Source organism: Salegentibacter profundi (genome assembly GCF_054121475.1).
Map to the genome: position 1 here is coordinate 318,199 of NZ_JBSYGG010000004.1, position 26,621 is coordinate 344,819.

23 protein-coding genes are annotated in these 26,621 nt (G+C 39.2%); 17 read left to right on the forward strand and 6 right to left on the reverse strand.

All coding sequences use genetic code 11. From position 1 onward, the window contains the following. The first annotated feature begins 101 nt into the window (after positions 1–101). The 12 genes from ACW6NC_RS08220 (at position 102) to ACW6NC_RS08275 (ending at position 13,205) form a co-directional block, all read left to right on the forward strand. A complete protein-coding gene (locus tag ACW6NC_RS08220; protein ID WP_457865104.1) occupies positions 102–1,355 on the forward strand; it encodes a UDP-glycosyltransferase in 1,254 nt (417 codons plus the stop codon). Further along, positions 1,352–2,509, forward strand: a complete 1,158-nt coding sequence (locus ACW6NC_RS08225) for a glycosyltransferase family 4 protein (RefSeq protein ID WP_457865106.1) — start codon at positions 1,352–1,354, stop codon at positions 2,507–2,509. Before ACW6NC_RS08220 ends, ACW6NC_RS08225 begins: the two co-directional genes overlap by 4 nt. Next, complete coding sequence (locus tag ACW6NC_RS08230) at positions 2,502–3,590, forward strand: glycosyltransferase family 2 protein (RefSeq protein ID WP_457865107.1); 1,089 nt, start codon at positions 2,502–2,504, stop codon at positions 3,588–3,590. Before ACW6NC_RS08225 ends, ACW6NC_RS08230 begins: the two co-directional genes overlap by 8 nt. Positions 3,591–3,600: 10 nt before the next feature. Next, positions 3,601–4,233 (forward strand): hypothetical protein, encoded by a 633-nt coding sequence (locus ACW6NC_RS08235; RefSeq protein ID WP_457865109.1) that lies wholly within the window; start codon positions 3,601–3,603, stop codon positions 4,231–4,233. A gap of 5 nt (positions 4,234–4,238) precedes the next feature. Continuing rightward, a complete protein-coding gene (locus ACW6NC_RS08240; protein ID WP_457865111.1) occupies positions 4,239–5,237 on the forward strand; it encodes a glycosyltransferase in 999 nt (332 codons plus the stop codon). Beyond that, positions 5,237–6,415, forward strand: a complete 1,179-nt coding sequence (locus ACW6NC_RS08245; RefSeq protein WP_457865113.1) for a glycosyltransferase family 4 protein — start codon at positions 5,237–5,239, stop codon at positions 6,413–6,415. The genes ACW6NC_RS08240 and ACW6NC_RS08245 overlap by 1 nt, the downstream gene beginning before the upstream one ends. Next, a complete protein-coding gene (locus tag ACW6NC_RS08250) occupies positions 6,406–7,401 on the forward strand; it encodes an N-acetylneuraminate synthase family protein (protein ID WP_457865114.1) in 996 nt (331 codons plus the stop codon). Before ACW6NC_RS08245 ends, ACW6NC_RS08250 begins: the two co-directional genes overlap by 10 nt. Before the next feature lie 200 nt (positions 7,402–7,601). After that, entirely contained in the window at positions 7,602–8,906 is a 1,305-nt protein-coding gene (locus ACW6NC_RS08255; RefSeq protein WP_457865116.1) for a UDP-glycosyltransferase, read from the forward strand. A 647-nt stretch (positions 8,907–9,553) separates the two neighbouring features. Then, positions 9,554–10,072 carry a hypothetical protein gene (locus ACW6NC_RS08260; RefSeq protein ID WP_457865118.1) on the forward strand — a complete coding sequence of 173 codons (519 nt, stop codon included), beginning with the start codon at positions 9,554–9,556 and terminating at the stop codon, positions 10,070–10,072. Between the two features lie 9 nt (positions 10,073–10,081). Then, positions 10,082–11,041, forward strand: coding sequence for a glycosyltransferase family 2 protein (locus tag ACW6NC_RS08265; RefSeq protein WP_457865120.1), 960 nt, complete (start codon positions 10,082–10,084; stop codon positions 11,039–11,041). Further along, the gene (locus ACW6NC_RS08270; protein ID WP_457865121.1) at positions 11,028–11,654 is read left to right on the forward strand and encodes a class I SAM-dependent methyltransferase; all 627 of its coding nucleotides are present in this window, start codon (positions 11,028–11,030) and stop codon (positions 11,652–11,654) included. The genes ACW6NC_RS08265 and ACW6NC_RS08270 overlap by 14 nt, the downstream gene beginning before the upstream one ends. A gap of 414 nt (positions 11,655–12,068) precedes the next feature. Continuing rightward, positions 12,069–13,205: a glycosyltransferase family 4 protein gene (locus ACW6NC_RS08275; RefSeq protein WP_457865123.1), complete on the forward strand. Its 1,137-nt coding sequence runs from the start codon at positions 12,069–12,071 to the stop codon at positions 13,203–13,205. A 234-nt stretch (positions 13,206–13,439) separates the two neighbouring features. On the opposite strand, the gene ACW6NC_RS08280 is transcribed toward ACW6NC_RS08275, so the two are convergent. Beyond that, positions 13,440–14,537, reverse strand: coding sequence for a hypothetical protein (locus ACW6NC_RS08280; RefSeq protein ID WP_457865125.1), 1,098 nt, complete (start codon positions 14,535–14,537; stop codon positions 13,440–13,442). Between the two features lie 2 nt (positions 14,538–14,539). After that, positions 14,540–15,319: an RNA polymerase sigma factor gene (locus tag ACW6NC_RS08285; protein WP_457865127.1), complete on the reverse strand. Its 780-nt coding sequence runs from the start codon at positions 15,317–15,319 to the stop codon at positions 14,540–14,542. A 380-nt stretch (positions 15,320–15,699) separates the two neighbouring features. On the opposite strand from ACW6NC_RS08285, the gene ACW6NC_RS08290 reads away from it, so the two are divergent. Continuing rightward, positions 15,700–15,945: a hypothetical protein gene (locus tag ACW6NC_RS08290; protein WP_457865128.1), complete on the forward strand. Its 246-nt coding sequence runs from the start codon at positions 15,700–15,702 to the stop codon at positions 15,943–15,945. Between the two features lie 171 nt (positions 15,946–16,116). On the opposite strand, the gene ACW6NC_RS08295 is transcribed toward ACW6NC_RS08290, so the two are convergent. Beyond that, positions 16,117–16,320 (reverse strand): dodecin family protein, encoded by a 204-nt coding sequence (locus tag ACW6NC_RS08295; protein ID WP_457865129.1) that lies wholly within the window; start codon positions 16,318–16,320, stop codon positions 16,117–16,119. Positions 16,321–16,549: 229 nt separating this feature from the next. Between ACW6NC_RS08295 and neuC the strand changes: the two genes are divergently transcribed. From neuC to asnB, 3 genes are all read left to right on the forward strand, one after another. Then, complete coding sequence (gene neuC / locus ACW6NC_RS08300) at positions 16,550–17,707, forward strand: UDP-N-acetylglucosamine 2-epimerase (protein WP_457865130.1); 1,158 nt, start codon at positions 16,550–16,552, stop codon at positions 17,705–17,707. Between the two features lie 79 nt (positions 17,708–17,786). Next, positions 17,787–18,488, forward strand: coding sequence for an acylneuraminate cytidylyltransferase family protein (locus ACW6NC_RS08305; protein WP_457865132.1), 702 nt, complete (start codon positions 17,787–17,789; stop codon positions 18,486–18,488). Beyond that, the gene (asnB, locus tag ACW6NC_RS08310; protein ID WP_457865134.1) at positions 18,476–20,188 is read left to right on the forward strand and encodes an asparagine synthase (glutamine-hydrolyzing); all 1,713 of its coding nucleotides are present in this window, start codon (positions 18,476–18,478) and stop codon (positions 20,186–20,188) included. The genes ACW6NC_RS08305 and asnB overlap by 13 nt, the downstream gene beginning before the upstream one ends. Positions 20,189–20,240: 52 nt before the next feature. Here asnB and ACW6NC_RS08315 read toward each other — a convergent pair whose 3' ends face one another. The 3 genes from ACW6NC_RS08315 to ACW6NC_RS08325 form a co-directional block, all read right to left on the reverse strand. Next, positions 20,241–21,065: a polysaccharide pyruvyl transferase family protein gene (locus ACW6NC_RS08315; RefSeq protein ID WP_457865135.1), complete on the reverse strand. Its 825-nt coding sequence runs from the start codon at positions 21,063–21,065 to the stop codon at positions 20,241–20,243. 114 nt (positions 21,066–21,179) lie between these two features. Further along, on the reverse strand, positions 21,180–23,651 hold the full coding sequence (locus ACW6NC_RS08320) for a GumC family protein (RefSeq protein ID WP_457865137.1): 2,472 nt from the start codon (positions 23,649–23,651) through the stop codon (positions 21,180–21,182). Further along, complete coding sequence (locus ACW6NC_RS08325) at positions 23,652–24,449, reverse strand: polysaccharide biosynthesis/export family protein (RefSeq protein WP_457865139.1); 798 nt, start codon at positions 24,447–24,449, stop codon at positions 23,652–23,654. It lies immediately after the preceding gene. A 231-nt stretch (positions 24,450–24,680) separates the two neighbouring features. Here ACW6NC_RS08325 and ACW6NC_RS08330 point away from each other — a divergent pair, with 231 nt between their 5' ends. After that, entirely contained in the window at positions 24,681–26,543 is a 1,863-nt protein-coding gene (locus ACW6NC_RS08330; protein WP_457865141.1) for an ABC-F family ATP-binding cassette domain-containing protein, read from the forward strand. The last annotated feature ends 78 nt before the right edge of the window (positions 26,544–26,621 follow it).

Genomic DNA, 26,621 nt, shown 5'->3' on the forward strand with positions numbered 1-26,621 from the left:
TCTAAAGAAAATAATTACTGGCCTTATTTTCTTTTAATACCATCAGAATAATTAAATTTTAAATTTCTTAGATTTACAAAACAATATACAAATCCTTCAATTTGCCCAAATTTCCGAAAATTCTTGTGATTTCTGAATCTATTGATACAGAAGACAGTAGTGGAACCAAAGGAAGGGTAGCCCTGATTCACAACTTAAAAAAGATCGGTTGCGATTTGAAGGTGCTACACTATACCCGAAAGGAAATTCAACTAAAGAATATTCCCACTATTGCAATAAAGGAAAATAGAAAAAGCCTTTATTTTTTGCTCAGTAGAATAGAAAGACATCTTAGGAAGACTTTAAAAATAGATATTCATAAATTTCTTGAAAATATCTTCGGTTTTTCGTTTACTCTTTATAATGACCGTGATAGCATTATAAAAGAAATAAAAAAGGAAAAAAACTACAAGCCAGATTTCATACTTACTTTAAGTAAAGGAGGCAGCTTTAGGCCTCATCATGCCCTTTTAAAATTGCCAGAATTGCACCAAAAATGGATTGCATATATACACGACCCCTACCCTATGCATCTTTATCCTCCACCTTTTGCCTGGGTAGAGCCGGGACAGTTTAAAAAATGGGAGTTTGTTCAAAATATTTCCGAAAAAGCATTACTTCCTGTCTTTCCTTCCCAACTCTTAATGCATTGGATGGGGAGCTATTTTCCTGAATTTCTACAAAAAGGGATAATAATACCACATCAAATTTCCGATGATGTTAGGATTGACATAGATCTCCCTGATTTTTTTAATCCTGATGCTTTCAATATTCTTCACGCGGGAACCCTTTTGGGTCCGCGTGATCCAAAACCCCTGGTGAATGCTTTTGTTTCCCTAATAGAACGATATCCACACGCCTCTGAAGAAATTAGATTGATATTTATCGGGAAAAGTTCACACCATCAAAATTGGCTTAAAGCAAAATCAGATACAAATGAGAGTTTAAAGTTAATCCCAGGAGGAATCCCCTATAAGACTATACGTTTACTTCAAAATTCATCTGCTGTAAACGTTATTCTAGAGGCGAAAGCTCAAATAAGTCCGTTTCTGCCGGGGAAATTTCCGCATTGTGTGCAGGCAAACAAACCAATTTTACTTTTAGGACCTGCCTTAAGTGAATCAAGGCGGCTACTTGGAGAAAGTTATCCCTACTGGGCTGAAGTGTCTGACGAAAAAAGGATATTTAAATTACTGGAAGAAATGTACCTGCATTGGAAGAAAGATCCATCATTATTCCTGCTGAACAGAAAAGATCTTGAAGAGTATTTATCCCAAAATCATTTATCGGAGGTCATTAAAGGTCTAATAAAATGAGAATATTGATGGTATCTATGTTTGCAGGACATTTTTTCAACTGGGCCGATCAGCTCAAAGATTCTGGGCATGAGATCTTATGGATAGATGTTTTTGATAACGGACAGGAGGTAGAAAGGATCAACTGGATGGAGCAAACGGTAAACTGGAAAAGGAAATTCGATTATCCGGGGAGACAATTTCTGAAGAAAAATTTTCATTTTTTTTACGAAGCCCTGAGTGCTTATTTTGAAAGGCCCCTTTCCTATATATTTGAAGAAAAACTAAAGGAGTTTAAACCTGATGTGGTGCAAAGTTTTGTTCTTTTTTCCGCCTGTACCCCTATTTTAAAAGTGATGCAAACACATCCTCAAATAACATGGATATATTCAGCCTGGGGGAATGATCTCTATTATTTTCAAAATGAAGCAAATTATCTAAAAGATATTAAAAGTGTTCTTCCAAGAGTGGATTATATGTTTGCTGATTGCACCAGAGATTACCACATAGCACAAAAATATGGATTTGAGGGTAAGTTCTTAGGGAGTTTTCCTGGTGGCGGCGGTTACGAACTTGAACCTAAAGAAAATTTAATTCATCCTTCAAAGAGAAATCTAATCTTAATAAAAGGCTATCAGGAATTGTTTGGAGAATGTATTCCGGTTTTAAGAGCTATTGAAAATTTAAAATCAGAATTAAAGGATTTTAAATTTGTAGTATTTGGGGTAGAACCAAAGGTTATTGAGTTTATCCAGACGTCAGAACTAAAAAACTGGCCCAATTTTAATCTATTAAAACAAATAGGCCGAGCTAAAGTTATAGAGCTTATGGGGCAGGCAAAAATTTATATAGGGAACAGTATTTCGGACGGGATGCCTAACACCCTGCTTGAAGCTATAATTAGTGGAGCTTTTCCCATTCAGTCTAATCCCGGAGGAGCTACAGCAGAAATAATTGAAGAGGGTTTAAATGGGTTGCTAATAAAGGATCCTTTAAATGTGGATGAAATACAGTCTGTAATATTAAAAAGCTTGAATAATCCGGGTTTAGTGGAAAATGCATTTTTCTATAATATTGAAAAATTAAGACCTGAACTTGAACGAAAAACTATAAAACAACAGGTGCTCCAAAGATATAACCAAGTGGAAAAAGATCTAAATACTAGAAATGGATAAAAGTCTTAGTATTATATATGCATTTCGGGATAGAGATGTAGAAAGAGTAAAACTTTCTATGGAGTCTCTAAGAAATCAAAAATCCCAAAATTTCGAGGTAATCTTTGTAGATTATGGAAGTGATTCCGAGACTTCCAATAAAGTTCAAAAAGCCCTGGAGAGTTTTGAGTTTTGTAATTATTCCTACCTGCATACTTCTCAAAGGTTATGGAATAAAAGCAGGGCATTAAACTATGGGATTAAAAGAGCAAAAAATCCATACATCTTTATTGCTGATGTTGATCTGATTTTTTCGCCAGTGGCTACAAAATTTCTTGAGAATAATATTTCTAAGGATTCTTTTAAAATATTTAAACTCGCATATTTGGATGAACAGGCCTCTGTAGATATTGATCGTAATAAAAATTTTAAAGACCTTAAAGCTACAAGAACAGGAGAAATAAACGGAATGATTCTGGCCCGCAAGGAAGCCTTTTATGAAATTTCAGGTTATGACGAATTTTATCATTTCTATGGTTCGGAAGATGTCGATCTTTATGCAAGACTTAAAAATGCCGGTTTTATAGAAAAAAGAACAGAACAGATTCACTTTTATCATAACTGGCATCCCTCCTACCAAAATTCTGAACAGGGAAAATTAACCATAATTCCCAGACTGAAAAATGCTATGAGGATTAATGAACAGCACTATCTAAATAGTCTTAAAAATAAAGTGATTGAACCAAATTCTCAGGTTTTCTGGGGGGAAGCGTTTGAAAAAAGTAATGCTGATAAATTGAAATCACCCGATGTTAAAATAGAATTAGAAAATATCGAAGCTGCTGTGGAGCATTTTATTTTTGAGGGAATCAAATTCTATAAAAATAAGATTGTTGAAGTAAAAATTTATGAGGCTGATTATTATACCGGCCTTAAATACAAGATCAAGAAAAGACTAGGAAAACAATCTCAGACTTATATTTCCCTTAAAAAAGTGAACGATATAATCCTGAAAAGGATCATATTTGAATTTAGGAATCATAATTATTCCTATAAAATCACAGCCGATCTGAAGAATATTGTGTTTAAAATTGAACTCTAAGAAACTTTTAATGGCAGGAATTCCATTATTTCGTAAATTATATTTTTTCAGCCTTAATAAGGGGAAAGGACTGCTTGCAAAGCTGCATCTTAGGAGAAGGAGAAAAACGACCAAAGCTCTAAGAGAAAAGGGAGAAAGTGATCTGAATAGATGGAAAAACCCTGATGAACTTGATGAGAGCTGGGATGAGAGGACCTATATCTTAGCATCCTTTATAAAACCGGGTGCCAGAGTTATAGAATTTGGAGCGGGTAACCTTAGCCTTAAGACTAGACTTCCCGTAAATTGTTTATATCAAGCGTCTGATATAGTTTGCCGTTATCCTGATGTAATTAAGTGCGATTTGAATGAAGAGATACAAATAGATATGAGACAGTATGATACTACTGTTTTCAGCGGAGTGCTTGAATATGTATACAACATTGAAAGTGTGTTCGCTCAAATATCTAATCATATCGAGAATATTGTATTATCTTATGCCTGTAGCGATATTTCTAATGCAGACAGATTAGAAAACGGTTGGTTAAGTGACTATAAAAAAGCCGAACTGGAAAAGATATTCGTTTCATATAATTACAGAGTCATAAATTATAAGGAATGGAGGAATCAATCTATATATTGTTTAAAGAAGAATAATAACTAAAGGCAATGAGAAAAGGTTGGAATCCCCAAAAAACTCAGGAAAAAATTAAACTCAGTGTTAATCATAGAGTGGTGATCGTTGTATTTATTCCTAAACCTGAAGGCTATTATGAAAACGTCCTGGACGTTTTTAAACTTAGCCTTGATTCTTTGATCAGAGCCAATAATGATAGTTACAAAATTACTGTTGTAGACAATGGTTCCTGTGAAGAATTAAGAAATTTATTACTTACTTATTCAAAAAAGGAAGTTGATTGTATAATTCAACACTCAACTAATATTGGTAAAATAGATGCCTTAATAGGTGCTGCAAGATCTTCCCGGGAAGAATATATAACTTTAAGTGATACAGATATCCTATTTCTGGAAGACTGGGAAAAAGCAGTTATGGACGTCTTCAGGTCTTTTGACAAGGTTGGTTCTGTTTCTCCTATACCCGTGAGGCAGGGCCTCTTTTATGGCACAAGTTCGGTCCTAGGACAAATTCTTGCGCAGCGGGTAAAGTTTAATTTCGCAAAGATTCCGGAAAATTTTGAAGACCACAATAGGTACCTGTCAAGTATTAATTGGAACAATGAGAAAGACCCTGATAATAAATGGCCTGTAATAGAGAAGAATGGGGTAAAGGCCATCATAGGAAGCGGACATCAGGTTTTAACTATAAAACGAGAGATTCTTTTTGAAACCGTACCATTAGAACCTTCCTTAACTTTGGTAGGGGGTAATTCAGAATATAAATATGTTGATGAGCCAATAGACAAAGCAGGCTTAATGCGACTTTCAGTCTTTGAAAATAAGGCCTACCATATGGGTAATGAGATAGAATCCTGGATGTTAGAAAAGTTGCAGAATAATAGGCAAAATTTCACCGATGCGGTAAGTAACAATACCAATCAGAATCTGAATGGAAACTCCAATGCCAATTTCACTAAAAATTTAAGACAGAAGGCTTATGGCCTTAGAAAAGCTGTGCTTAAAAGAATGTTTCGCATATTTTATAATTAATGGCAAGAATATTACTGATAGGTCCAATAGAAGATTTAGGAGGAAGAGAGCTGGAAGCAGGTTTTGCAGCTTCTGTTTTGCATTATGATTTCGAGGTTGACGTCCTCTCCACAGGAAATATTACAGACCGCTCACAAATTTATGAAATGGTGGGTGATATTAAAATGAGGTCCCTAAAGCAGTTGTTATTCAAAAGATACGCCTTTTTACGACCTGCTGCATTATTAAGTTATCTAAGAAATAATAAAAAAGAGCCGGTTTATTTCTATATAAATAACCGGGTTAATTCCAGGTTTCTCAAACTACGGGAAAATGAGATATTAAAAGATGTCCTAATAAATTATGATCTTATCTTTATAATAGCTCATTTAGAGACCTTAAGAACTAAAGAAATAATCAAGTTTTCAAAGCTATTGAAGAAGCCGGTTATTTTCAGAACTACGGGAGAAATAGAATTAACCGGCGAAGTCCCCTCCTATTTAAAGGATGTAGATCTGTTTATTCATCATTCAATAATTAATGCTAATAATTTACATCCCAAATTAAATTTTAATAATTATACCATAATAGACCAAAACTCATATATGGAAGAGGGACTTTTGGGGCTTGATTTGCCAAAAAGAAAAGTAAATAGATTTATTACTGTTGCCCGTCTCGCACCAGAGAAAAATCTTTTTAATCTTATTTCATTTTTCGAAGAATTCAGTGATGAAAATGATGAATTGACTATTGTAGGTACTGGTAGACTTTATTCTGAATTATTGGCTAAATCCAGAGACATTAAGAATATTAAATTAATGGGACATCTAAATATTAATGAAGTTAAAGAACTTTATCGTGACATTGAATGTGCTATTATTCCTGCTTACACCGAAGCAGGGCCATTGGTAGGAATCGATGCTATGGCGGCAGGCAAGATCATTTTAAGTACAGAAGTTGGGGCTATGCCTGAAAGACTGGCAAATACGAATAATGATTTTTGGTTTGAGGCGGATAACGGAGAAAGTTTTAAGAAGCAATTTGAAAAGATTAAGAACTTGACAGATGCAGAAGTATATAGAATAAGCGAGCAGAACCGAAATACTTATATTGAAAGGTACAGCAAGACTGCTGTGTCCAAGCAATATTACAAATGTATAACAGATATTCTCAAAAATAATTCTAAAGTATGTTTATAATAGCTGAAATAGGACAAGCCCATGAAGGGAGCCTTGGAATAGCTCTTTCTTATATAGATGCTCTTGCAGAAATGGGGGTCGATGCGGTAAAATTTCAGGTTCATATTGCAGAAGCTGAGAGCAGTATTTATGAACCCTTCCGTGTTAAATTTTCTGAGCAGGATAAAACAAGGTTTGATTACTGGAAAAGAATGGAGTTCAGTAAGAAACAATGGCAGCTTTTAAAGAATCGATGTGTGAAAAAAGGAGTTGAATTCCTGGCTTCTCCTTTTAGCAATAAGGCAGTGGAGCTACTGGAGGAGCTAGAAGTAAATAGATATAAGATAGGTTCAGGGGAGGTAAATAATTTTCTCCTACTTGAAAAGATCGCTCAAACCGGGAAGCCTGTAATCCTGTCCTCCGGGATGAGTACTCTGGAAGAGCTTGATAAAACGACGCAGTTCCTTAAAAATCGAAAAGTGGAATTTTCAATTCTACAGTGTACCACGGCATACCCAAGCGAGCCGAAAGAATATGGACTGAATGTGATTGGAGAGTTAAAAGATCGATACAGGGTATCGGTAGGCTATTCTGATCATTCTGCACGACCTGAAACCTGTATTGCGGCCACGGCCCTGGGTGCCGAAATACTAGAGTTTCATGCCGTATTTGATCGTCGGAGCTTCGGACCCGATGCCACTTCCTCCATGGAAATTGATGAGATCAAAGATCTTGTGCAAGCTGTTCGAAATATCTACACATCTATGAAGCAGCCCGTAAATAAATCGGATAATTCAAAATATGAAAATTTAAAAAAGATCTTCGAAAAATCCCTCGCTGTTAATAAAGATCTTCCCCAAGGTCACATTTTAAGTTTTGAAGACCTGGAGGCGAAAAAACCAAAAGCTTATGGAATGGATGCATGGAACTTTGAAGAAGTAATCGGTAAGCAATTAAAGCGGAAAATGAAGAAATGGGAGTTTTTGCATTGGGAAGATTTAAGTTAGGCTAATCTTTATGTCTAAGGCAGCAGCCCCAATTTATACTTACGCGCAAAGACTTTTTGAATAATCAGTTTTCTCTATATTTGAAACCAAGCTAAATACCAACTGATCTGAAACCCAAAAAGAAAATACTCATCCTCCTCCCCGATGGGGTGGGCTTACGAAATTTTGCCTTTACCTCTTTTGTGGAAATCGGAAAAAAAATGGGATGGGAAGTGATCTTCTGGAACCATACTCCTTTTGACCTTCATGAACTGGGTTATAAGGAAATTAAACTTCAGGGAAGCGCCCAGCCTCAAACCGATTTACTAAAAAGAGCGAAAATCGAAGCGGAAATCGATCATTTTACAAAAAAATTTAACGATCCGGTTTATCAAACCTATAAATTCCCTATCACCAAAAAAACGATTAAAGGCAGAATAAAGAACGGAATAGTAAGTGCTCTCCATAGTTCGCATAAGGGAGAAAAGGGGCTGTCTAGGCTCAGAAAAAAAATGAAGACTTCTGAAAGGAAGGGGGACTACTATAAAAAATGCAAAAATGTCCTGGAAAAGGAAAGGCCCGATCTGCTTTTTTGTACTAATCAGCGTCCTGTGAATGCTATAGCTCCACTAACGGCGGCGCTAGATATGGGTATTTCCACCTCAACTTTTATCTTTTCCTGGGATAACCTGCCTAAGGCAACTATGGTGGTGGAAACCGATCATTATTTTGTCTGGAGCGAGTATATGAAGGAAGAGTTGTTGAATTACTATCCTAATATCAATGTGGAACAGGTTTTTATTAGTGGGAGTCCGCAGTTCGAACCGCATTATGATTTGAGTCTGAGACAGAGCCGAGCAGTTTTTTTTAAGGAACACGGGCTAGACCTCTCTAAAAAATATATCTGTTTCAGTGGTGACGATATCACCACCTCTCCTGATGATCCTCAATACCTGAATGATTTGGCCGAGGCTGTAAGGAAATTAAATTCCGAAGGAGATAAACTGGGAGTTATTTTCCGGCGCTGCCCTGTGGATTTTTCTGATCGGTATGATGAAGTGTTGAAAAAGCACGCGAAATTAATTGTACCAATAGCACCAAAATGGGAGAAAGCCGGAGAGGAATGGAACAGCATTCTACCTACCAAAAAAGATCTGGAATTACAGGTAAATACTATTTTGCATTCAGAAGCTGTAGCTAATGTAGGTTCTTCTATGGTTTTTGATTTTGCAGTTTTTGGAAAACCCTGTTTATACATTAATTATGAAGCAGAGACAAAGAATAATCCTGAGTGGTCTCCCGGAAAGGTTTATAATTTTATTCATTTTAGATCGATGCCAACCGGTGAGGAAGTGTTCTGGTTAAATTCAAAAGAAGAAATTGAGGCTAAGTTGGAAAAAGCTTTAAAAAATCCAGAGGAGAAAGCGGAACAAGCCATCACTTGGTTTAAAAAAATAAATAATTCCCCCGCTGATAAGGCTTCGGAAAGAATATGGATAGAATTAAATACTATTTGTAAAAAATGAGAATAAAATCATTAAAAAGCTTTTTCCAGGAAAATAAATTTATTTCTCTCCTGATTCTCATCAGTCTGATCTCATCTTTAAGAAATTTATTCTTACCCTTATTTGGTGACGAAACAACCTATTTAAAAATTGCTAAAAACATATTGGAATCCGGACAGTATTTTCATCACGAGAAACCCTCAACTATTACTCCTTCCCTTCCTTTTTTAATTGCTTTATTTTATACCGAATTTGAGCCCACAGTCGGTTTGGTTCTTTCAAGATTAGCAAATCTGGGATTCGTCCTAATTGGTATAAGATATCTTTATAAATTTCTCAAAGGCCTAAATTTAAATTCCACTATTGTTCCTGTAATTATTTTGCTAACCGCAGTGAATAATAATTTCGTACTCTGGAGCACAAAGCTTTATCCCGAAAGCATCATATTTTGTTTTTTCTGGATATTCATTTACTATCTTAGTAAGAAAGAGCTCAGGATAAAGGAAGTTTTAATTTTTTGTGCATCCCTCTTGATTCTGACTTTAACCAGATATGTTTTTGCTGTACTGGGCCTTTTATTAATTTTAAAACTTTATCCCTTTACAAAGGAATTACTGAGGTCAAATCAACGGAAAACTTTATTCAAACATTCAGTTTATTTGATCCTAATGCTTTTACCTATTTTAATCTGGTTCAAATATGTTTATTATATTGAAAGTGAAAATAATATGGGGCTTAGTTATTTTAACCGTTTTAAAGAGACTGAGCCGTTTTATAATATCAAAGCCGGATTAGGATTAATTAAACATGCCGAGGTAAATAATATTAATGGAATTCCTGCATTTATATCTTTATTCATTCCTATGACCGGGCTACGAAGTTGGTTATTTAGTTTCCTATTAATCATAAGTTTCGCATCAGGTTTTTTACTTCAAATAAAAAACAGAAAAAGTCGTAATCTGTTTTTTGCTGTTCTATTAATCATGGGTGGATTGGTGTTTGCCGGAACTGGCTTCAGCAGATATTGGTTATTCATGCTACCTGCTTATATTTTAGGTTTTTATTATTTTTTCAGAAAACTTATTCCAGAAAATAAAACTTTCATTCTGGCAGGAAAAATAATAGCAATGCTATATGTTATTAATGAGTTGCGTCTAAATTTCAAAATATTTAATGAACTCCTATAAATCCATAATTTGAAACCGAAAAAACTCATCATCTACCTTCCCGCTTTAAATGAAGAAAAAGATATCATTAAGGTTACAAGGTCTTTACCAAGGAATATATCGGGAATCGACCAATTGGAAATCCTGGTGGTAGATGATGGTAGTACCGATCAAACCCGGGAATTATGTTTGAAGGAAAACATTAGTGTAGTTTCCCATGTAGCTAATCGTGGAGTAGGCTTAGCATTCCAAACGGCAATCAATTACGCTCTGGAGGCTGAAACTGACCTTCTTGTAAGCATAGATGCGGACGGACAGTTTGACACAAATCAAATTGAAGATCTTTTAAAACCTATTCTGGAAGAAAAAGCTGATTTTTGTACCGGAAACAGATTTGCAGCGGGACGTCCTGAAAATATGCCTAAAATTAAATATTGGGGTAATAAACAAATCAGTAAATTGGTTAGTTTAATAAGTGGGGTACGTATTTATGATGCTTCCTGCGGATTTCGTGCATATTCCAGGGAGTGTTTATATAGCTTAAATATTCAGGGAAGTTTTACTTATACTCATGAAACCATTTTAGAATTATTACAAAAAGGGTTTCATTTTGGACAGCTACCTATCAGGGTGAATTACTTTCCTGACAGGGTTTCCCGTATCGCTAACAACCTCTGGATATATGCCTTCAGAACCTCTTTAATCATATTTAAAACCTGGAAGGATTATAAGCCACTTCGTTTTTTCTTAAGCATCGCAGGAGGAATTCTTATGTTGGCGTTATTAATAGGTGGTTTTGTGCTTTTTCATTGGTTTCAAACGGGAATGATAACTCCTTATAAAAGTTTTGGATTTATTGCACTTGCGTTAACTGGCATTGCAGTAATATTAATCACCTTGGCCTTCGTAGCAGATATGCTTACCCGGGTTAGAATGAACCAGGAGAGAATTCTTTATTTAACCAAAAAGAATTATTTTGAAAAGAATTGATTATTCCAATTTGACGGCCCAACCGGAAAAGGAAAATTTTAGAGGGAAGTATGAGTCTAAAAACATTCTCTCCAAATACTTAGTCAACAATTATTATAGAGCAGTTAAAAGTCTGTTAGATTTAACTACTGAAGTGACCAAAGCACATGAAATTGGGATTGGCGAAGGATATTCTACCCAGAGACTGAGAAAATGGTTGCCATCAATAAGTGGGTCGGAGTTTGTACCTGAATTAATCTCCAGTGCTAAACAAAATAATCCCGGTTTAAATATATTTCAAGAAAGCGTGTATGACTTAAAGTATGATAACGAAAGTGTGGATTTGGTATTTCTATTGGAAGTTCTGGAACATCTGGATTATCCGGAAATTGCACTTTCAGAAATTAAAAAAATTTCAGGGAGATATCTTATAATTGGAGTTCCAAACGAACCTCTGTGGAGGATATTAAACTTATGCAGGTTAAAATATGTTTCTGATTTTGGTAATACCCCCGGACATCTGAACCATTGGTCGAAAGAAAAATTTAAAGAGTTAATTAATGAACACTTTGGGAAAATAATTGCAGTTAAATCACCAATTCCCTGGACAATAATTCTTGCCGAGAAACATTGAACATTTAGCTAACCGATGTTAAATTTTAACCATTTCATAGGACAAAAGAAGTTTTACCTTCGCTATCTCGCGATTAGTATAATAAGTTATCTATACACCTTATCGGGACTTTTTTTATTAGTAGAGTTCCTCGCTATAAACGAAGTAATTTCATTTATTCTGGTTTATGGCAGTACTTATCTAATTCTATATACAGTGCAATTAAAATACTTATTCAACAAAAAACATAACAAGATGAAATTAATTCGTTACTTAATGTCCATTATTAGCTTTTATATTCTAGCTAATGTTTTATATAATTTAGGACTACTTTTGAGTTTTCCCTATATCTTATCTGCAGTATTGGGCATAGGGTTAATTATACCTTTACGAATTATAGTTTATAAATATTACGTATATAAAGATTAAATTGATATGCACCTCACCTTCCTCACCCCAGAATACCCTCACTCCCAGTCCAGCCCTTCCGGCGGTCTAGGTACCAGTATAAAAAGCCTGGCGGAGCAATTGGTGAAAAAAGATATGCGCATCACGGTTTTTGTTTACGGGCAGAAAAAAGATGAAGTTTTTGAAGAAGAGGGGATCCAATTTCATTTTATCAAACAATTAAACTATGACTTCTTTGGCTGGTACCGCTACCGGAAATACCTGGAATTCTATCTAAACAAGCTAATCCTGGAAGAGCAGATCGATGCCCTGGAAGCCCCAGATTGGACTGGCATAACTGCTTTTATTAAGCTAAAGTGTCCGCTAGTGATAAGATTGCACGGCAGTGATTCCTATTTTTGCCAATTGGAAGGACGACCACAGAAAAAGAAGAATTTTTGGTTTGAGAAGTTAGCTTTAAAGGGGGCGGATCATCTTCTCTCCGTGAGTGAATTTACCGCCGATAAAACAAGAGAGATTTTTAGTTTTAAGAAGAAAATTAAAGTGATTCCGAATTCAGTAGATGTTCAGGCCTTTAAGTCTACAGAAGAAGCACCAATTCCTGATACCATTCTGTACTTCGGGACTATCATCAGAAAAAAAGGAGTGCTGGAACTGGCTGAAATCTTTAACTTGGTAAACAAACAAAACCCAAATGCCCGCCTGATTATGGCAGGGTATGATGTGATAGATATTCAGACGAAGAAATCAACACGTCGCTTGTTTGAGGAAATCTTAACCGAAGAAGCAAAGGAAAATTTGCTTTGGACAGGCAAGCTGCCTTATGAGGAGATCAGGTCACGTATCTCGCGAGCTGCGGTGATCGTGCTACCCAGCTTCGCGGAGGCCCTGCCTATGACCTGGCTGGAGGCAATGGCTATGGAAAAGGGACTGGTTACTTCAGATATTGGCTGGGCGAAAGAAGTGATGGTCGATGGTAAGACAGGCTATACCGTAAATCCTAAAGACCACGACTCTTTTGCTGCAAAGGTGATCGAACTACTTAAAAACCGGAAGCTTGCAGAAAAAATGGGAAAAGCAGCCAGGAAGCGAGTGGTTGAGCGGTTTTCTACGGAGGTTATTGTGGAGGAGAATATTCGTTTTTATGAGTCTGTTATTAACTAATAATCCATTGTATATTTAGTGCATTCGAAAATATAAACTGGAGATTCCGGATTCAGATATCCAGCTTACACCAGAAAAATTCCAAAAAGAAATTTATCATATAGGAATGTTGTTTTTATTAAATGGTCTCCCTCTATAGAATAAGGGTTGCCCACGCGTTGTATATGCTAAGCGCATTTAGTGAGTGCTCTAATCTGCCTCACCATGCGGGTGTACAAGCACCCTCCTAATTAACTAATCTATTATAAGTTCAATACCGGCTTTCTCGGCCTTGTACTTTATTTTGGTCATCAGGTCATAATAACTCCAGTTCCTTAAGACAAAGGCTTCCTCCCTGGCTATTTCAATTTTCTTCTCCTGGTCCAATAAAATGAGTGTCCCTGCCTGGTGTTTGATGCAGAAATCAATGAGCTTTCTACTATACACGTGCAGTCGTTGGTTGACATAATTACGCTCCTTTTCCCTAAACCGGGTCAATGCTTTGGTTTTGCGTTTTGTCCCTTTCCCCGACCTTGCATATTTGACTCCCTCCCGTATCCTTCTACAAGCGGCTTGTATCGCTAACCTTCGGTATAAAAACTCTTCCCTGCTGCCAATTTTAAGCTTGGCTTTTCCGATCTTTACCAGGATTGGGTATTCCAGGGACAAGCTCGCTTCTGCAACTACTCCCGGCCGTAATTTGTGCTTTTCCTTCTCCAATTCAAAGGTGGCCAGCATAAAGATCTTACCGTCTTTTAATTTGATATGGGAAGTACGCATTTTGGTTTTTCCACTAATCAGCTCATGCATCAGTTTCCATTTATCGTTAAATTCCCTTCCTAAATAGGTCTTTACGGGAATGGAGAAAAAACGGAAGCAAAAAGCCTTCTTATCAGGATTGAATTTCAACCCACACACGCCCTCCATATCAAAGGGAAAAGCCATATCCTTTTTAAAATTGGGTAAGGAACGCTGGCCTGTCCAATACTCCTCCCTGTTTTTCCTGAAGGAGCTCAAAATAGAGCTATTGAGGTTGGTTAAAATGTTGGTGGGCATTTCTCCTTTAAAGCGATCGGATACCATCCGGTAGGTGGTATTGATCCGGGAACGGTTGAAGATGCCAAGATCATCTTTCTTTATATCCACCAGTTTATACTTTATGCCTTCTGTTAGATAGAAGAACTCCTGAATCATCTCCTGAACATAGAGATGGGATACGATAAGATTTGCTGCCTTGTAGCATCGGTAACGCCACCGGTATAGTTTCCCCATGGCCTCCTCCCGTTCTTCCCTTGTAGGCAGATCGATCAACAGCTGGATCCTGCGGGTGAGTTTGATTGTATTCTTTCCCATCACTAAGCCGGTTGTTGTTCGTGTTTGGGCTGCATAAGCCTATAGGCGGCCATAAATTCCTGGTGAACTTCCTTTTGAGAAAGGCTTAGCTCCCTGGCAATTGCAGCAAAGGAGTATTGCCTTTCATTGCGAAGTTGCAAGACCTTTTCCTGTTCAGGGGTTATTTCGCCTTGCATCTCTACGGCCGAAACCGGTTTTGGTTTTGTTTCCAGATTATTGCCCTGGTGGATAATATTTTTAATATCCTCGATGGCTTTTTTTACCTCATTGCTGGTATGGGTGATACTGGTGCCCATTACCTGGGCAATAACTTTATAGCTAAAGTCATATTTTAAACAGAGTTCTATCAGGCGCTTTCTTTCGCTGCTAAGCAATGGGAGCACATTTCGTATCCTGTCGAAAGCTTTTTGCTCCGTCTCGTGATCTTTTTGGTGTTGAAAATCTTCATTAGGATCATAGCCGGCTAAATAGTCCTGGTAGTCCTGGTAACTTTCCAGGGAATTGACGGTCCTGAAAAACTTGTTTTTAGGACGGGTATAATAGGTATAACATTCCCTTTTCATCACCAATCGAAGGAAGTAGTAAATATGTTCCGGGCGTTCTATCCGGTCTCTTTTCTCCCATAGTATCAGAAAGCTGTCTTGAACCAGGGTTTCTACGGCAAAATCATCATCCAGGATTTGCCGGCCCACCCAGAAGATATTGTGGTAATACCTTGAATAGATAAGTTCCAAAGCATCGGGATGCCCTTGTTGTAATAATTCAAAAATACGCTGTAACATAAGCGGTCGCCTTTAAGCTGTAGGCAAATACCTCCAGAATTAAACTGAGTTTAGCTTAAGCGAATTCTTATAAGGTAAAGAGAAGATAGCTTTGAAACGAAGGCCTTAAAATAAAGGGCATGGTGACTTACTTATGCCAATGCGGTACTGGTATACCAAGGAACGACAAGTAAGCCCACGCCCGGGTCGTGAGCATTATCACTTATCATCTCGTTCCTTAAAATTACCAGTTTTCATTGGCGAGATTCAAAGCGAATGCTTCTAATATTTTACTTAAAGAAGTTTCGCAAATATATTAATATGAGGTAAATATAATAAATATTTTTTAAAAGTGTCAAACTTGACAATTTTTTTCGACTCATTGGAAGGATATTGTGATAGTGAAAGAATGGAGAAAAGCATATCGAAAAAAATTTAGTGAGCATTTAAGGAAGCTGATTGAAGAAAGTGATCGGGATATCGCCACTATAGCATCAATCGGAAATATTGAAAATAAAGCCATTTATCGAATCCTAGCTGACGAAAATGAGCCCAAAATAACAACAATCTTACCTATCGCTAAAGGTTTAGGGATTCATCCTATGGAATTATATAACTTTAATTTTTCTCTTCAGGAATTAGAATAGTAATTTATTGATTACAATATTTCATTCTCAATTTTCTCTCTTTACGGTTTTCCGTTCCTATTATTTGAAATATCCCATTCTAAATAAATAATATTCATTATTCTATAAGCCTGTATTAAAAAAGGGAAAGACCACTAAGCCCTTCCCTTTAAGACAAACAAACTTCATTTATTAATGGGTAACTACAAAGCTGACTTTAGTAGTTACTCCATAGGAAACTATTCGGTTCCCTTCCACTTTACCGTTCATATCTTTCACATAGATTGATTTAATGTTCTTTACGGTTTTAGCGGCCTCCTGTAAGGCGTTATTAGTAGCATCTTCGAAACTTTTTTCTGAAGAGGCCATAATTTCAATTACTTTAACAATTGCCATAATATTTACTTTTTTAGTGGTTAATTAAAAATTATTTCTCAGCATTAAATTAGCACTTATCCCTGCCATTGAAAAACTTATTCCTGTGATTAACAAAACATTATATTAGTTAAAGAATCAGGAAATACAGATATATAGAAGCCCCAGACGGAATTGAAGGATGACTTGTACAGGCCTTTGTGATTATTACCGAATCGCTTACCTTTAACCGATAAACCTATATTCCTAAATGAATAAAAGAAAGATCTGCGTGGTAGTCACCGCCAGGCCATCATACAGCAGGATCAAGTCGGCACTGAGCGCTATACAAACCCATCCAGGCTTGGAATTACAATTGGTGATCGCAGGATCTGCGCTGCTGGATCGCTATGGGAATGCTGTAAATTTTATTGAAAAGGACGGATTCCCCATAGCGGCTAAGGTCTTTATGGTACTGGAAGGTGAAAACCCAACTACTATGGCTAAAACCACTGGGCTTGGAGTTATGGAACTTACCAATGTGTTCTATAATCTTAAACCAGATGCGGTGGTAACCATAGCCGATAGGTTTGAAACCATCGCCACCTCGATTGCAGCAGCCTATCAAAATATTCCTTTGGTTCATATCCAGGGCGGAGAAGTCACCGGAAGTATCGATGAAAAAGTTCGTCATGCTAATACCAAACTCGCCGATCTTCACCTGGTTGCAACGGAAGACGCCCGGAAGCGGGTCATCAAACTCGGTGAAGCAGAAGACAAGGTAATCAACACAGGGTGCCCTTCGATAGACCTGGCAAAACAGATCACCGAAGACCCTGAACTTAATTTCGATCCTATTGAAAAATATGGCGGGGTGGGTAAAGACCTGGATTGGAAAAATGGCTACCTGGTCGCCATGCAACACCCGGTGACCACAGAATACCAACAGGCAAAACAACATATCACCGAGAGTCTAAAAGCGGTTAAGGAACTTAACATGCCTACCTTCTGGTTCTGGCCAAATGTAGATGCCGGATCTGACGGTACTTCTAATGGGATGAGAACCTTCCGGGAGTTGGAACAACCAGAAAACATACATTTTTTCAAGAATATGGAGCCCATGGATTTCCTCAGGTTACTGAAAAACTCAAAAGCCCTGATCGGGAATTCGAGTGCAGGATTAAGAGAATGCGCTTATCTTGGCGTACCTGTAGTCAATATTGGGAACAGACAGTACCGCAGAATTCGCGCTGAAAATGTGACTGATGTAGGTTATGACCAGGAAGAAATTCTCGAGGCAACCAGACGTGCTAGCGAGAAAACACATTTCCCCTCCTCACTGCTTTACGGAAATGGAAGCGCCGGGGTTAAAATTGCGGAGATTCTTGCTAGTGCGGAATTGAGTTTTAGCAAAACGATCACGTATTAAATTTTGTTTTAATATCGGATTAAAGGAATACTATTGGACCCAAGAAAAGAATTAGAAAGTAGTTTAGCTTAAAGGCCATATGACAAGAAAAATACTCGGACTTGTTCCAGCCCGTGGGGGTAGCAAAGGCCTCCCCGGTAAGAACATCAAGATGCTTGGTGGTAAACCTCTGCTGCAGTATACCTGGGAATCAGCAAGGCAATCAAGCATGCTTGATAAGGTGGTTCTAAGTACTGAAGACCAGGAAATAAAAAAGGTCGCTTGTGGGCTAGGGATAAACGTTCCTTTTACAAGGCCTGAAAATCTTGCACAGGACCTGACTCCAAGTATCGAAGTGATTATTCACGCGCTAAAATTCCTTCAAGATAAAGGCGAGGAATTTGATTTGGTTTGTCTGTTGCAACCCACCACCCCGTTTCGATCGCCTGGACTGATTGATGCCTGCATTAAAAAGTTCGAACAAAACAATTATGATTCACTGATAAGTGTACGGGAAGTTCCCTCTGAGTGTAATCCACACTGGGTGTTTGAAGAGGAAGGAGGCTTGTTGAAGCTTGCCACCGGAGAGGAAAGTATAATTCCCCAAAGACAGAATCTACCAAGGGCATACTTCCGGGACGGAGCCATCTATCTTACTAAAACCAAAGTACTCCTGGAGCAAGGTTCCTTATTTGGAAGTCGAACCGGTTTTTACGATACTACTGGTTCCCCCTATGTCAATATTGATACACCGACTGATTGGCGGGAAGCCGAGAAAATTGCAGCCCAATGTGCGGAATAGCAGGAATCATTGGACCGGGAGAAAGTACTTCTGCCATAGAGAAGATGCTGAAATCTCAGGACCACCGTGGACCAGATCATACAGGACAGTATGTTGATCAAAGCTTTGCAGCGCTTGGTCATAACCGCCTTTCTATCATAGACCTTTCCCCTGAAGCGCATCAGCCTTTTTTGGATGAAACAGGACGTTTTCAACTCGTTTTCAATGGGGAGATCTATAATTATAAAGAATTAAGGCAGGAACTGGCATCCGGCTACCCTTTTAGAACAAGATCTGATACCGAGGTCCTGCTGGCCGCATTCCTCAAATGGGGTAAATCCTGTTTGCAACATCTCAATGGCATGTTCTCCTTTGTTATTTGGGATGCTAAGACGAAACAACTCTTTGCTGCTCGGGACCGCTTCGGGGTAAAACCATTTTATTACTCTCAATTCGGAGAAGATCTGTACTTCGCCAGTGAGATCAAAGCCTTAAAAACAGTCATTCACGAGATCACTCCCAATGATAAGCTTTGGGCAGGTTATCTGGCTTACGGCTCTTACGGAATGCCCAATGAAACTTTTTATAATAACATCCACCAACTCCCTGGCGGACATTTACTGGAATACTCCCAGGGCAAATTAAACATCCAGGCCTGGTATGATTTTAAAGAGAGGGTTTCCGGTATCATGCCGAGTGAGGATTTCCAGGAAGCCAAAGCCACTTATTTTGATTTATTAAAAGAAAGTATCCGGCTGAGATTTCGGGCTGATGTTCCCCTGGGTTTCAACCTCAGCGGAGGAGTAGACAGTTCTTTATTACTCGCCCTGGTAAACCTCTTTGAAGACAAAAAAAATATCACGGCTTACAGTTTTTACACAGGTGATGCGCGATATGATGAACTGCCCTGGGTGGAAAAAATGATTGCCACCACAGCGAATCCGCTGAAAAAGGTCAGATTATCTCCGGAAGAGGTAGCCAAAACAGCTGATTTCATTTCTAAGATCCAGGAGGAGCCCTTTGGAGGAATTCCCAGCCTGGCCTATTCAAAGATCTTCAGCCAGGCAAGACAGGATGGAGTAAAGGTCCTGCTGGACGGCCAGGGCATGGATGAGCAATGGGCAGGCTATGACTATTACCTGAATCCAAAAACCAAGAGTACCATTCAGGGGACTGGAGGAAAAAGCGCTTTCCGGCCGAATGTTCTTGATCCTGATTTCATGGCCTTAGCTGAAAAACCTATTTATCCCAAACCCTTTGCGGATAAATTACTAAACCTGCAATACCGAGACCTTTTTTATACCAAAATCCCCAGGGCGCTCCGGTTTAATGACAGGATCTCCATGGCCTACAGTACCGAACTCCGGGAGCCCTTCCTGGACCACCGAATGGTAGAGTTTGCTTTCGCTCAACCCACGGACTTCAAAATATACAAGGGCGTTCAGAAGCACCTTTTAAGAGAGATTCTCAAGAACCTGGCTCCAGAAGAATTGACATATGCACCTAAACGCCCCTTACAAACCCCACAACGAGAATGGCTTGGCGATGAGCTCAAAGAGTTTACCGAAACGGTACTGAAAAAATTATTAGGTTCTCCCGCCGCCGGTTGGTTCAATAAAAAAGAGCTGGAAAAAGAATGGCTAAAATACCAGGCCGGAGACAGGGAAAGTAGCTTTCATATCTGGCAATGGATAAATGCGGGCTTGGTGTTAGGTCAATAGTAAAGGTCCATCGGATTAACCTAAAGAGAATTTTCGTAAGGAATCTTTAAATTTATTTTTTGTTTTTCTTCGGCAAAAAGGGACAGGCCGCAATTAGGCCTTTTTGAAGAGCCCTTACTTTTTCTGCTTCGGGAAGCAAAGGGTATTGCCCCATCAATGAAATTATATCCTCAGAAGTCAGGATTTCCTTTACAAAGGGAGGATCATAGACCGGTAATTCAACGGATTCAAGGTAATCCGGGTACTTAATTCCATCTCCAAAGATCTTATCTGAGAATTCTATCCAAAGGCTGGGAATTCGGTAGGCATGAGATACTATTAACCCATGAAGGGAAGAGGATAGCGTTTTTTCACAACTCATAATCTGACGGGTTACTTCTTCTACATCCATACACATAAGGTCAATTACCTTAATATCCGGACTGGATTCGAAAAGTTCAACGGCCTTTTTATAATCGTGGTAGTGCGGAATAATGCCTATTTTGTATTCCTTTTTAACCTGGGGGTTAAAATATTCAGGTAAAAGGAGTGCCGGATCTCCATAGACAGCAGGACACTGATATCCGAGCTGCTGTAAAAATTCCCGGGTTCGCGGTCCTCTGACGGCCCTGAAATCGGCCGGGGCCACATGATGTTCCCGGTCAATAATCCCACTGCCCCAGACAATACTGTCTTTGGTAGCATGCGGCAGGATACTTCCAATAGCTAAATAATGAGCTTTATTCCATTTATACCAGGCTTGCTTCTTGGGATGAACCCACTTCACCTGTCGACCAGAAATCTTTTCCACAAGATATTTGGAAAGAAGGTCCCCGTAATTCTCCTTCTTTTTAAAAATAAATTTGATCTCGCTCCAATAGAAAAGGTTGATGGTCATTAAACGATGCTATTTTGTCCTTATAGTTGAAGAGTGAATGGAATAGTTTGAATTCCTTTTATGTTTAATAGTTTATGATGACACAGTCCAGGTATTGGATTTTATTTTTTAACCTTACTCAAAATTCCTCATGGCCTTTTTCCACCATCTTTTGAGTTTACGGGTAGGATCGGATTTTTCCACGTAGCCTTTGGAATATCGGTTGTATCCGTAGCCGTAACCATAACCGTAGCCATAGCCGTAGCCATAGCCATAGCCATATTTGGCTCGATGTACGAAATGGTTAAGCACATAACTGATATTTTTGATCTCACCTTTGTGGTATTTCTCATTGATGGATTCCAGCATGCCGCGTTTGGTGTAATCCTGACGAATCAGATAGATGGTAGCATCGGCATATTTTACCAGGTTCAGGGCATCGGCAACCATACCTATTGGTGGGGTATCGAGAATGATATAATCATATTTCTTTTTTAACTCTTCAATCAAGACATCCATTTGTTCGTTGATAAGCAGTTCTGAAGGATTTGGTGGAACCGGACCGGCAGTGATAACATCAAGAAAAGGAATTTTGCTTTGCTGAATAATCTCTTCAGTGGAGGCCTGGTCAATGAGATAATTCACCACACCCAGGTCATTGTTAAGTTCAAAGTCATCAAAGATCTTAGGTTTACGAAGGTCAACCCCTACCAGCACTGTCCGGCGCTGACTAAGTGCAAACACCGTAGCCAGGTTCATGGCACAGAAAGTCTTTCCTTCTCCGGAGACAGAAGAAGTAATCAAAAGCGTTTTGGAACCGGTTACCCCTTGCTTCTTATACATAAACTGGAGACTGGACCGCAGTCCCCTGAATCCTTCCGCAATTGAAGATTTCGGATTATCGAAGACCACCAAATTTGAATCAGACTTACTCTTTCCGATCATTCCCAGAATTGGGATTGGAGAAAGCCTGCTTACTTCCTGGGCATTATGAATATTGGTATTCAAAAAGACCAACAGAAAAACAAAGGTAAGCGGGATCACCCCACCTACCAATACGGCCATCACGTAGTTTAGTTGGGTGTTTGGCCCTATTTGACCGCCGCCGGTATCCTTTGCCGGGTCGATGATCATCACATCGCTTACGTTGGCTGCTTTGATAAGTCCGGCTTCGCTGCGTTTTTCCAAAAAGAGATTGTAACTCTTTTCATTAAGACTGTAGCGTCGTTGTATTTTAAGCAGGTCCTGCTCTTCCTGCGGAAGTTTCCTGATCTCGGCCTCTAAATTAGCGATCTGTCGGTTAATGCTTCGCTGTTCCTCCTGCAACAATCCTTGGGAAGAACTGATATTCTCCAGTAGAATCGATTTCACCGAATTGATTTGCCTGTCAATATCATCAAAAACCGGGGAGTTTTCTTTTAGGGTATATTGATAGTTGCTGCGTTCTTCGGCAAGACTAATGATCCTGGAAACACCGCTGGCAATACTTCCTTCGTTAATACCAGCCACTGAAGGTGCCGGTACATCGCTGTAATCGGTACGGGTTTCGAGATAATTTCGCAGGGTTTCGTAATATGAGAGCTGTCTTCTGATATCCTCCTTGCGCAGATCAAGACTAGAGAGTTTATTGGATAACTGCGAGCTTTCCGCAGAGATATCCATTATGGCATTTTCATTTCGGAACCGGTTGAGTTCATCTTCCACCGCTTTGAGCGCCTGGGACTGTACGGCAAGGCTGCTGTCTATAAAACGAATGGTCTTTGTTGCAAAAAGGTTCTTCCGTGCCAGCATATTCTCGCTAAGCACCCGGACAGTTCCGTTCAAATAATCGACGATCCTGGCCTTATTGCCACCGGTTTTGCTAAGCCTGATCACCGAAGACCCCTGAGATTCTGGGGACACATTCACCCCGCGATAGCGTCCGACGGCCGAATCAAAATTGAGAAAGCTGACATAAAAAGCTTTACCGGGCTGAAGGGCCTGGTTTGTTCTGATAAGCCTTCCGTTAAAAAACGGTAAACTGATCTTTTCCCCTATTTTGAAATCCTTGTTAAATTCCCGGGGCTCAGTACTTAAAGATGATTTCTCCTTGCTGCCGTAGTTTTGAAGATTAAGTGTTGCAGGTACATTAGCCTGGAGATTATAGGTAGAGGAATCCTTCATCCTGATAATCATAGTAACATTAAGGGCCTGTTGTTTCAGGGTATCGGTTTTTACCTCAAAAGGCGTTTTCCCATAGGCATCGATCCGCTGATATTCTCCATCTTCAAGGTAATTAGTGTAAAACTGAAGATCTTCCACTACTTCCTCGTTATGAGAGCGAGAACGAAGGATGGTCATCGCGGTATTGACCTTATCAGAAGTACCCCCCCAGTTAAAGGTCAGGCTGGTATTGGAGGTAAAAAAAGGATTCTGGTCGTCCTTGATGGAAATGGAATTCCCAAGGTTATAAACAGGGAGTTTCCGCACATTATTGTAATAGGCTACCGCAAGGCTAATGCCCACCGAAAGCAAAATAAGCTTCCAGTAACTGATCACCTTCAGGACAAATCCTTTAAAATCGAAGGTGGAGCCTACATCTGATATGTGATCATCTTCATGTGCCATTTAGAGTCGGGTAAATAATAAGATCGAAGTGGTCACCACCGAGAGCAGGGTCACTCCTGTACGGAAGGCTTCCATTCCGGTTGTTCCAAATCCCAGGGCCTTTTGTGGCAGGGGATTCACTATGATCATATCGTTAGGTTGTATATAGTAATAAGGACTGCTAATCGCATCGATATTGGTAAGATCTATGCTATAGACCTCCTCGCCATGCGGGAATTGCCTGATAATCTTTACGTTTTGCATATCCCCGTACTCACTTATTCCCCCGGCATTGGCTACGGCTTCCATAATAGTTACTTTCTCCTTATAGATCACCTGACTACCGGTGCCAATCTCTCCCAGGGTCGTATATCTTATCCCGGCCAGTTTAACGGTGACAAATATATTGGCTTCATCCTTGAAATAATTCTCCAGCAGGAGCTTTTCAATTTTTTCACGGACTTCCTTTTCCGTGTAACCAAGCACATTGACCTCCCCGAGGGTCGGTACCCGAATATTCCCATGAGCGTCTACCGTAAAGCCATCGAAGAATACCCGCTCTTCAGTAGTGGCACTAAGGTTGGCTTCATCAACAGGGTTAAACATCCCCACCAGTTCCTGATCCAGGGCTTTCACCCTAATACTCAAAAGATCCCCGGTCTGGATGCGGTAAGGTTTCTTTAATTGCTGAATTTCTATGATACTATCCAATTCCTGCTCATTATCCTGCAGGTAAGTAATTCTTTTGGTAGACACGCAGGAAGAAAAGCTCAGCACTACCGCAAAAAGGAATAAAATACTTTTATACTGCTTCAGCATATTTCAGAGGCTATTTGTTGGGCAACTATCCTTTTCGGCTGGAAAGGAATTGGACGCTGACAATATTTCTTAAGGAAGTCTCTTTAAGAGCGCACCTAAGAATAAACGCAGTGATTCAATTTAAAACCTTAAGCAAAACCTGTTTAGATAGTTTTAACAAATATAGTTTTTGTAGGCTAATAATAAAATTAAGTCGCAATTTTCCTGTTATTTTGCAACAAATTTGAATTTGTGAATTACCTCTCAGTAGAAAATATCGCCAAATCCTATGGCGAATTGCAGTTATTTGATAATATTTCCTTCGGTATCAATGAAGGTCAGAAGGTGGGCTTTATTGCTAAGAACGGCTCAGGGAAGACTTCCCTACTTAATATCCTGGCCGGTACCGACACTCCTGATCAGGGAAAAGTGGTATACCGGAAAAATATCAAGGTATCTTTTCTTGGTCAGGAACCCAACCTGGATCCTCATCTTAGCGTGGAAGAAACCATATTTTCTTCGGAAAACGATATCCTAAAGATTATCAGCCGGTATGAAAAAGCTTTAAAGAATCCTGATGATACCGAGGCCTATCAAAAAGCTTTCGAGGAAATGGAAGCTTCCCAGGCCTGGGACTTTGAGACCCAGTACAAGCAGATCCTCTTTAAACTTAAGCTAGAGGACCTGGAAAAAGAAGTAAAGTATCTTTCCGGGGGGCAAAAAAAGCGACTGGCCCTGGCGGTAATGTTGCTTCAAAAACCCGATTTCATCATCATGGATGAACCTACCAACCACCTCGACCTTGATATGATCGAATGGCTGGAAGAGTATTTCAGAAAGGAGAACTTCACTATCTTCATGGTGACCCATGACAGGTATTTCCTGGAGCGGGTGTGCAACGAAATCGTAGAACTGGACCACGGGCAATTATACACCTATAAAGGAAATTACAGCTATTACCTGGATAAGAAGGAAAGCCGGGTAGAACTGGAACAAACCAATACGGAAAAAGCCAAACAGCTTTATAAAAAAGAACTGGATTGGATGCGCCGTCAGCCCAAGGCGCGTACTACAAAATCAAAATCAAGGATAGAAGATTTTCACGAGATAAAGAGCCGGGCCCAGCAGCGTCGTAAGGATCATCAGGTACAGCTGGAGATCAACATGGAACGTCTGGGAAGTAAAATGGTTGAGCTTCATAATATCTCTAAGTCCTACGGAGAGAAGGAACTGCTGAGCAATTTTAATTATAATTTTAAAAAAGGGGAACGAATAGGTATCATCGGTAAGAATGGAACCGGCAAGTCTACCTTCCTCAATATTCTAACCGGTGGCATTAAACCCGATACCGGAAAAGTAGTAATCGGGGAAACTATAAAATTCGGATATTACACCCAGGCCGGAATCCATGTAAAACCCGGCCAGAAGGTCATTGATGTGATTCGGGAATTCGGGGATTATATCCCGCTTAAAAAAGGACGACAGATTTCTGCCCAGCAATTGCTCGAGCGCTTTTTATTCGATCGGAAAAAGCAATATGATTTTGTAGAGAAATTAAGCGGTGGGGAAAAGAAAAGGCTCTATCTCTGTACGGTCCTCATCCAGAATCCAAACTTCCTCATCCTGGATGAACCCACCAATGACCTGGATATCGTCACCCTGAACGTATTGGAAAACTTCCTATTGGATTTCCCGGGTTGTTTACTGGTTGTTTCCCACGACAGGTATTTTATGGATAAGATCGTAGATCACTTATTTGTTTTCCAGGGGCAGGCAGAGATTCAGGACTTTCCCGGCAATTATTCAGATTACCGCAGTTACCAGGAAAGCAAACCGGGACCGGAAAAACAAGAAAACAAGGCACAGGAAGGCAAAAAAGAATGGAAAAAAACCAGCAGCGGAAGCAAATTAAGCTATAACGAGCAAAAAGAATTTACCAAACTGGAAAAGGAGATCGCAAAACTGGAAAAGGAGAAGAAGAAACTTCAGCAGAAATTTCTTGAAGATCTGGATCCCGAAGCAATAAAAGAGAACTCCATAGCGCTTCAGGAAATAGAAGATAAGATCGAGAAAAAAACCGAGAGGTGGTTTGAACTCGGATCGCTAGCGGAATAGCCTGTAGCAGGTTTCCTTTTGGATATTCAATTGGCTACCCGTGTAAATTCTAGTGTTTATTAAAGTATTTTTCAAAAA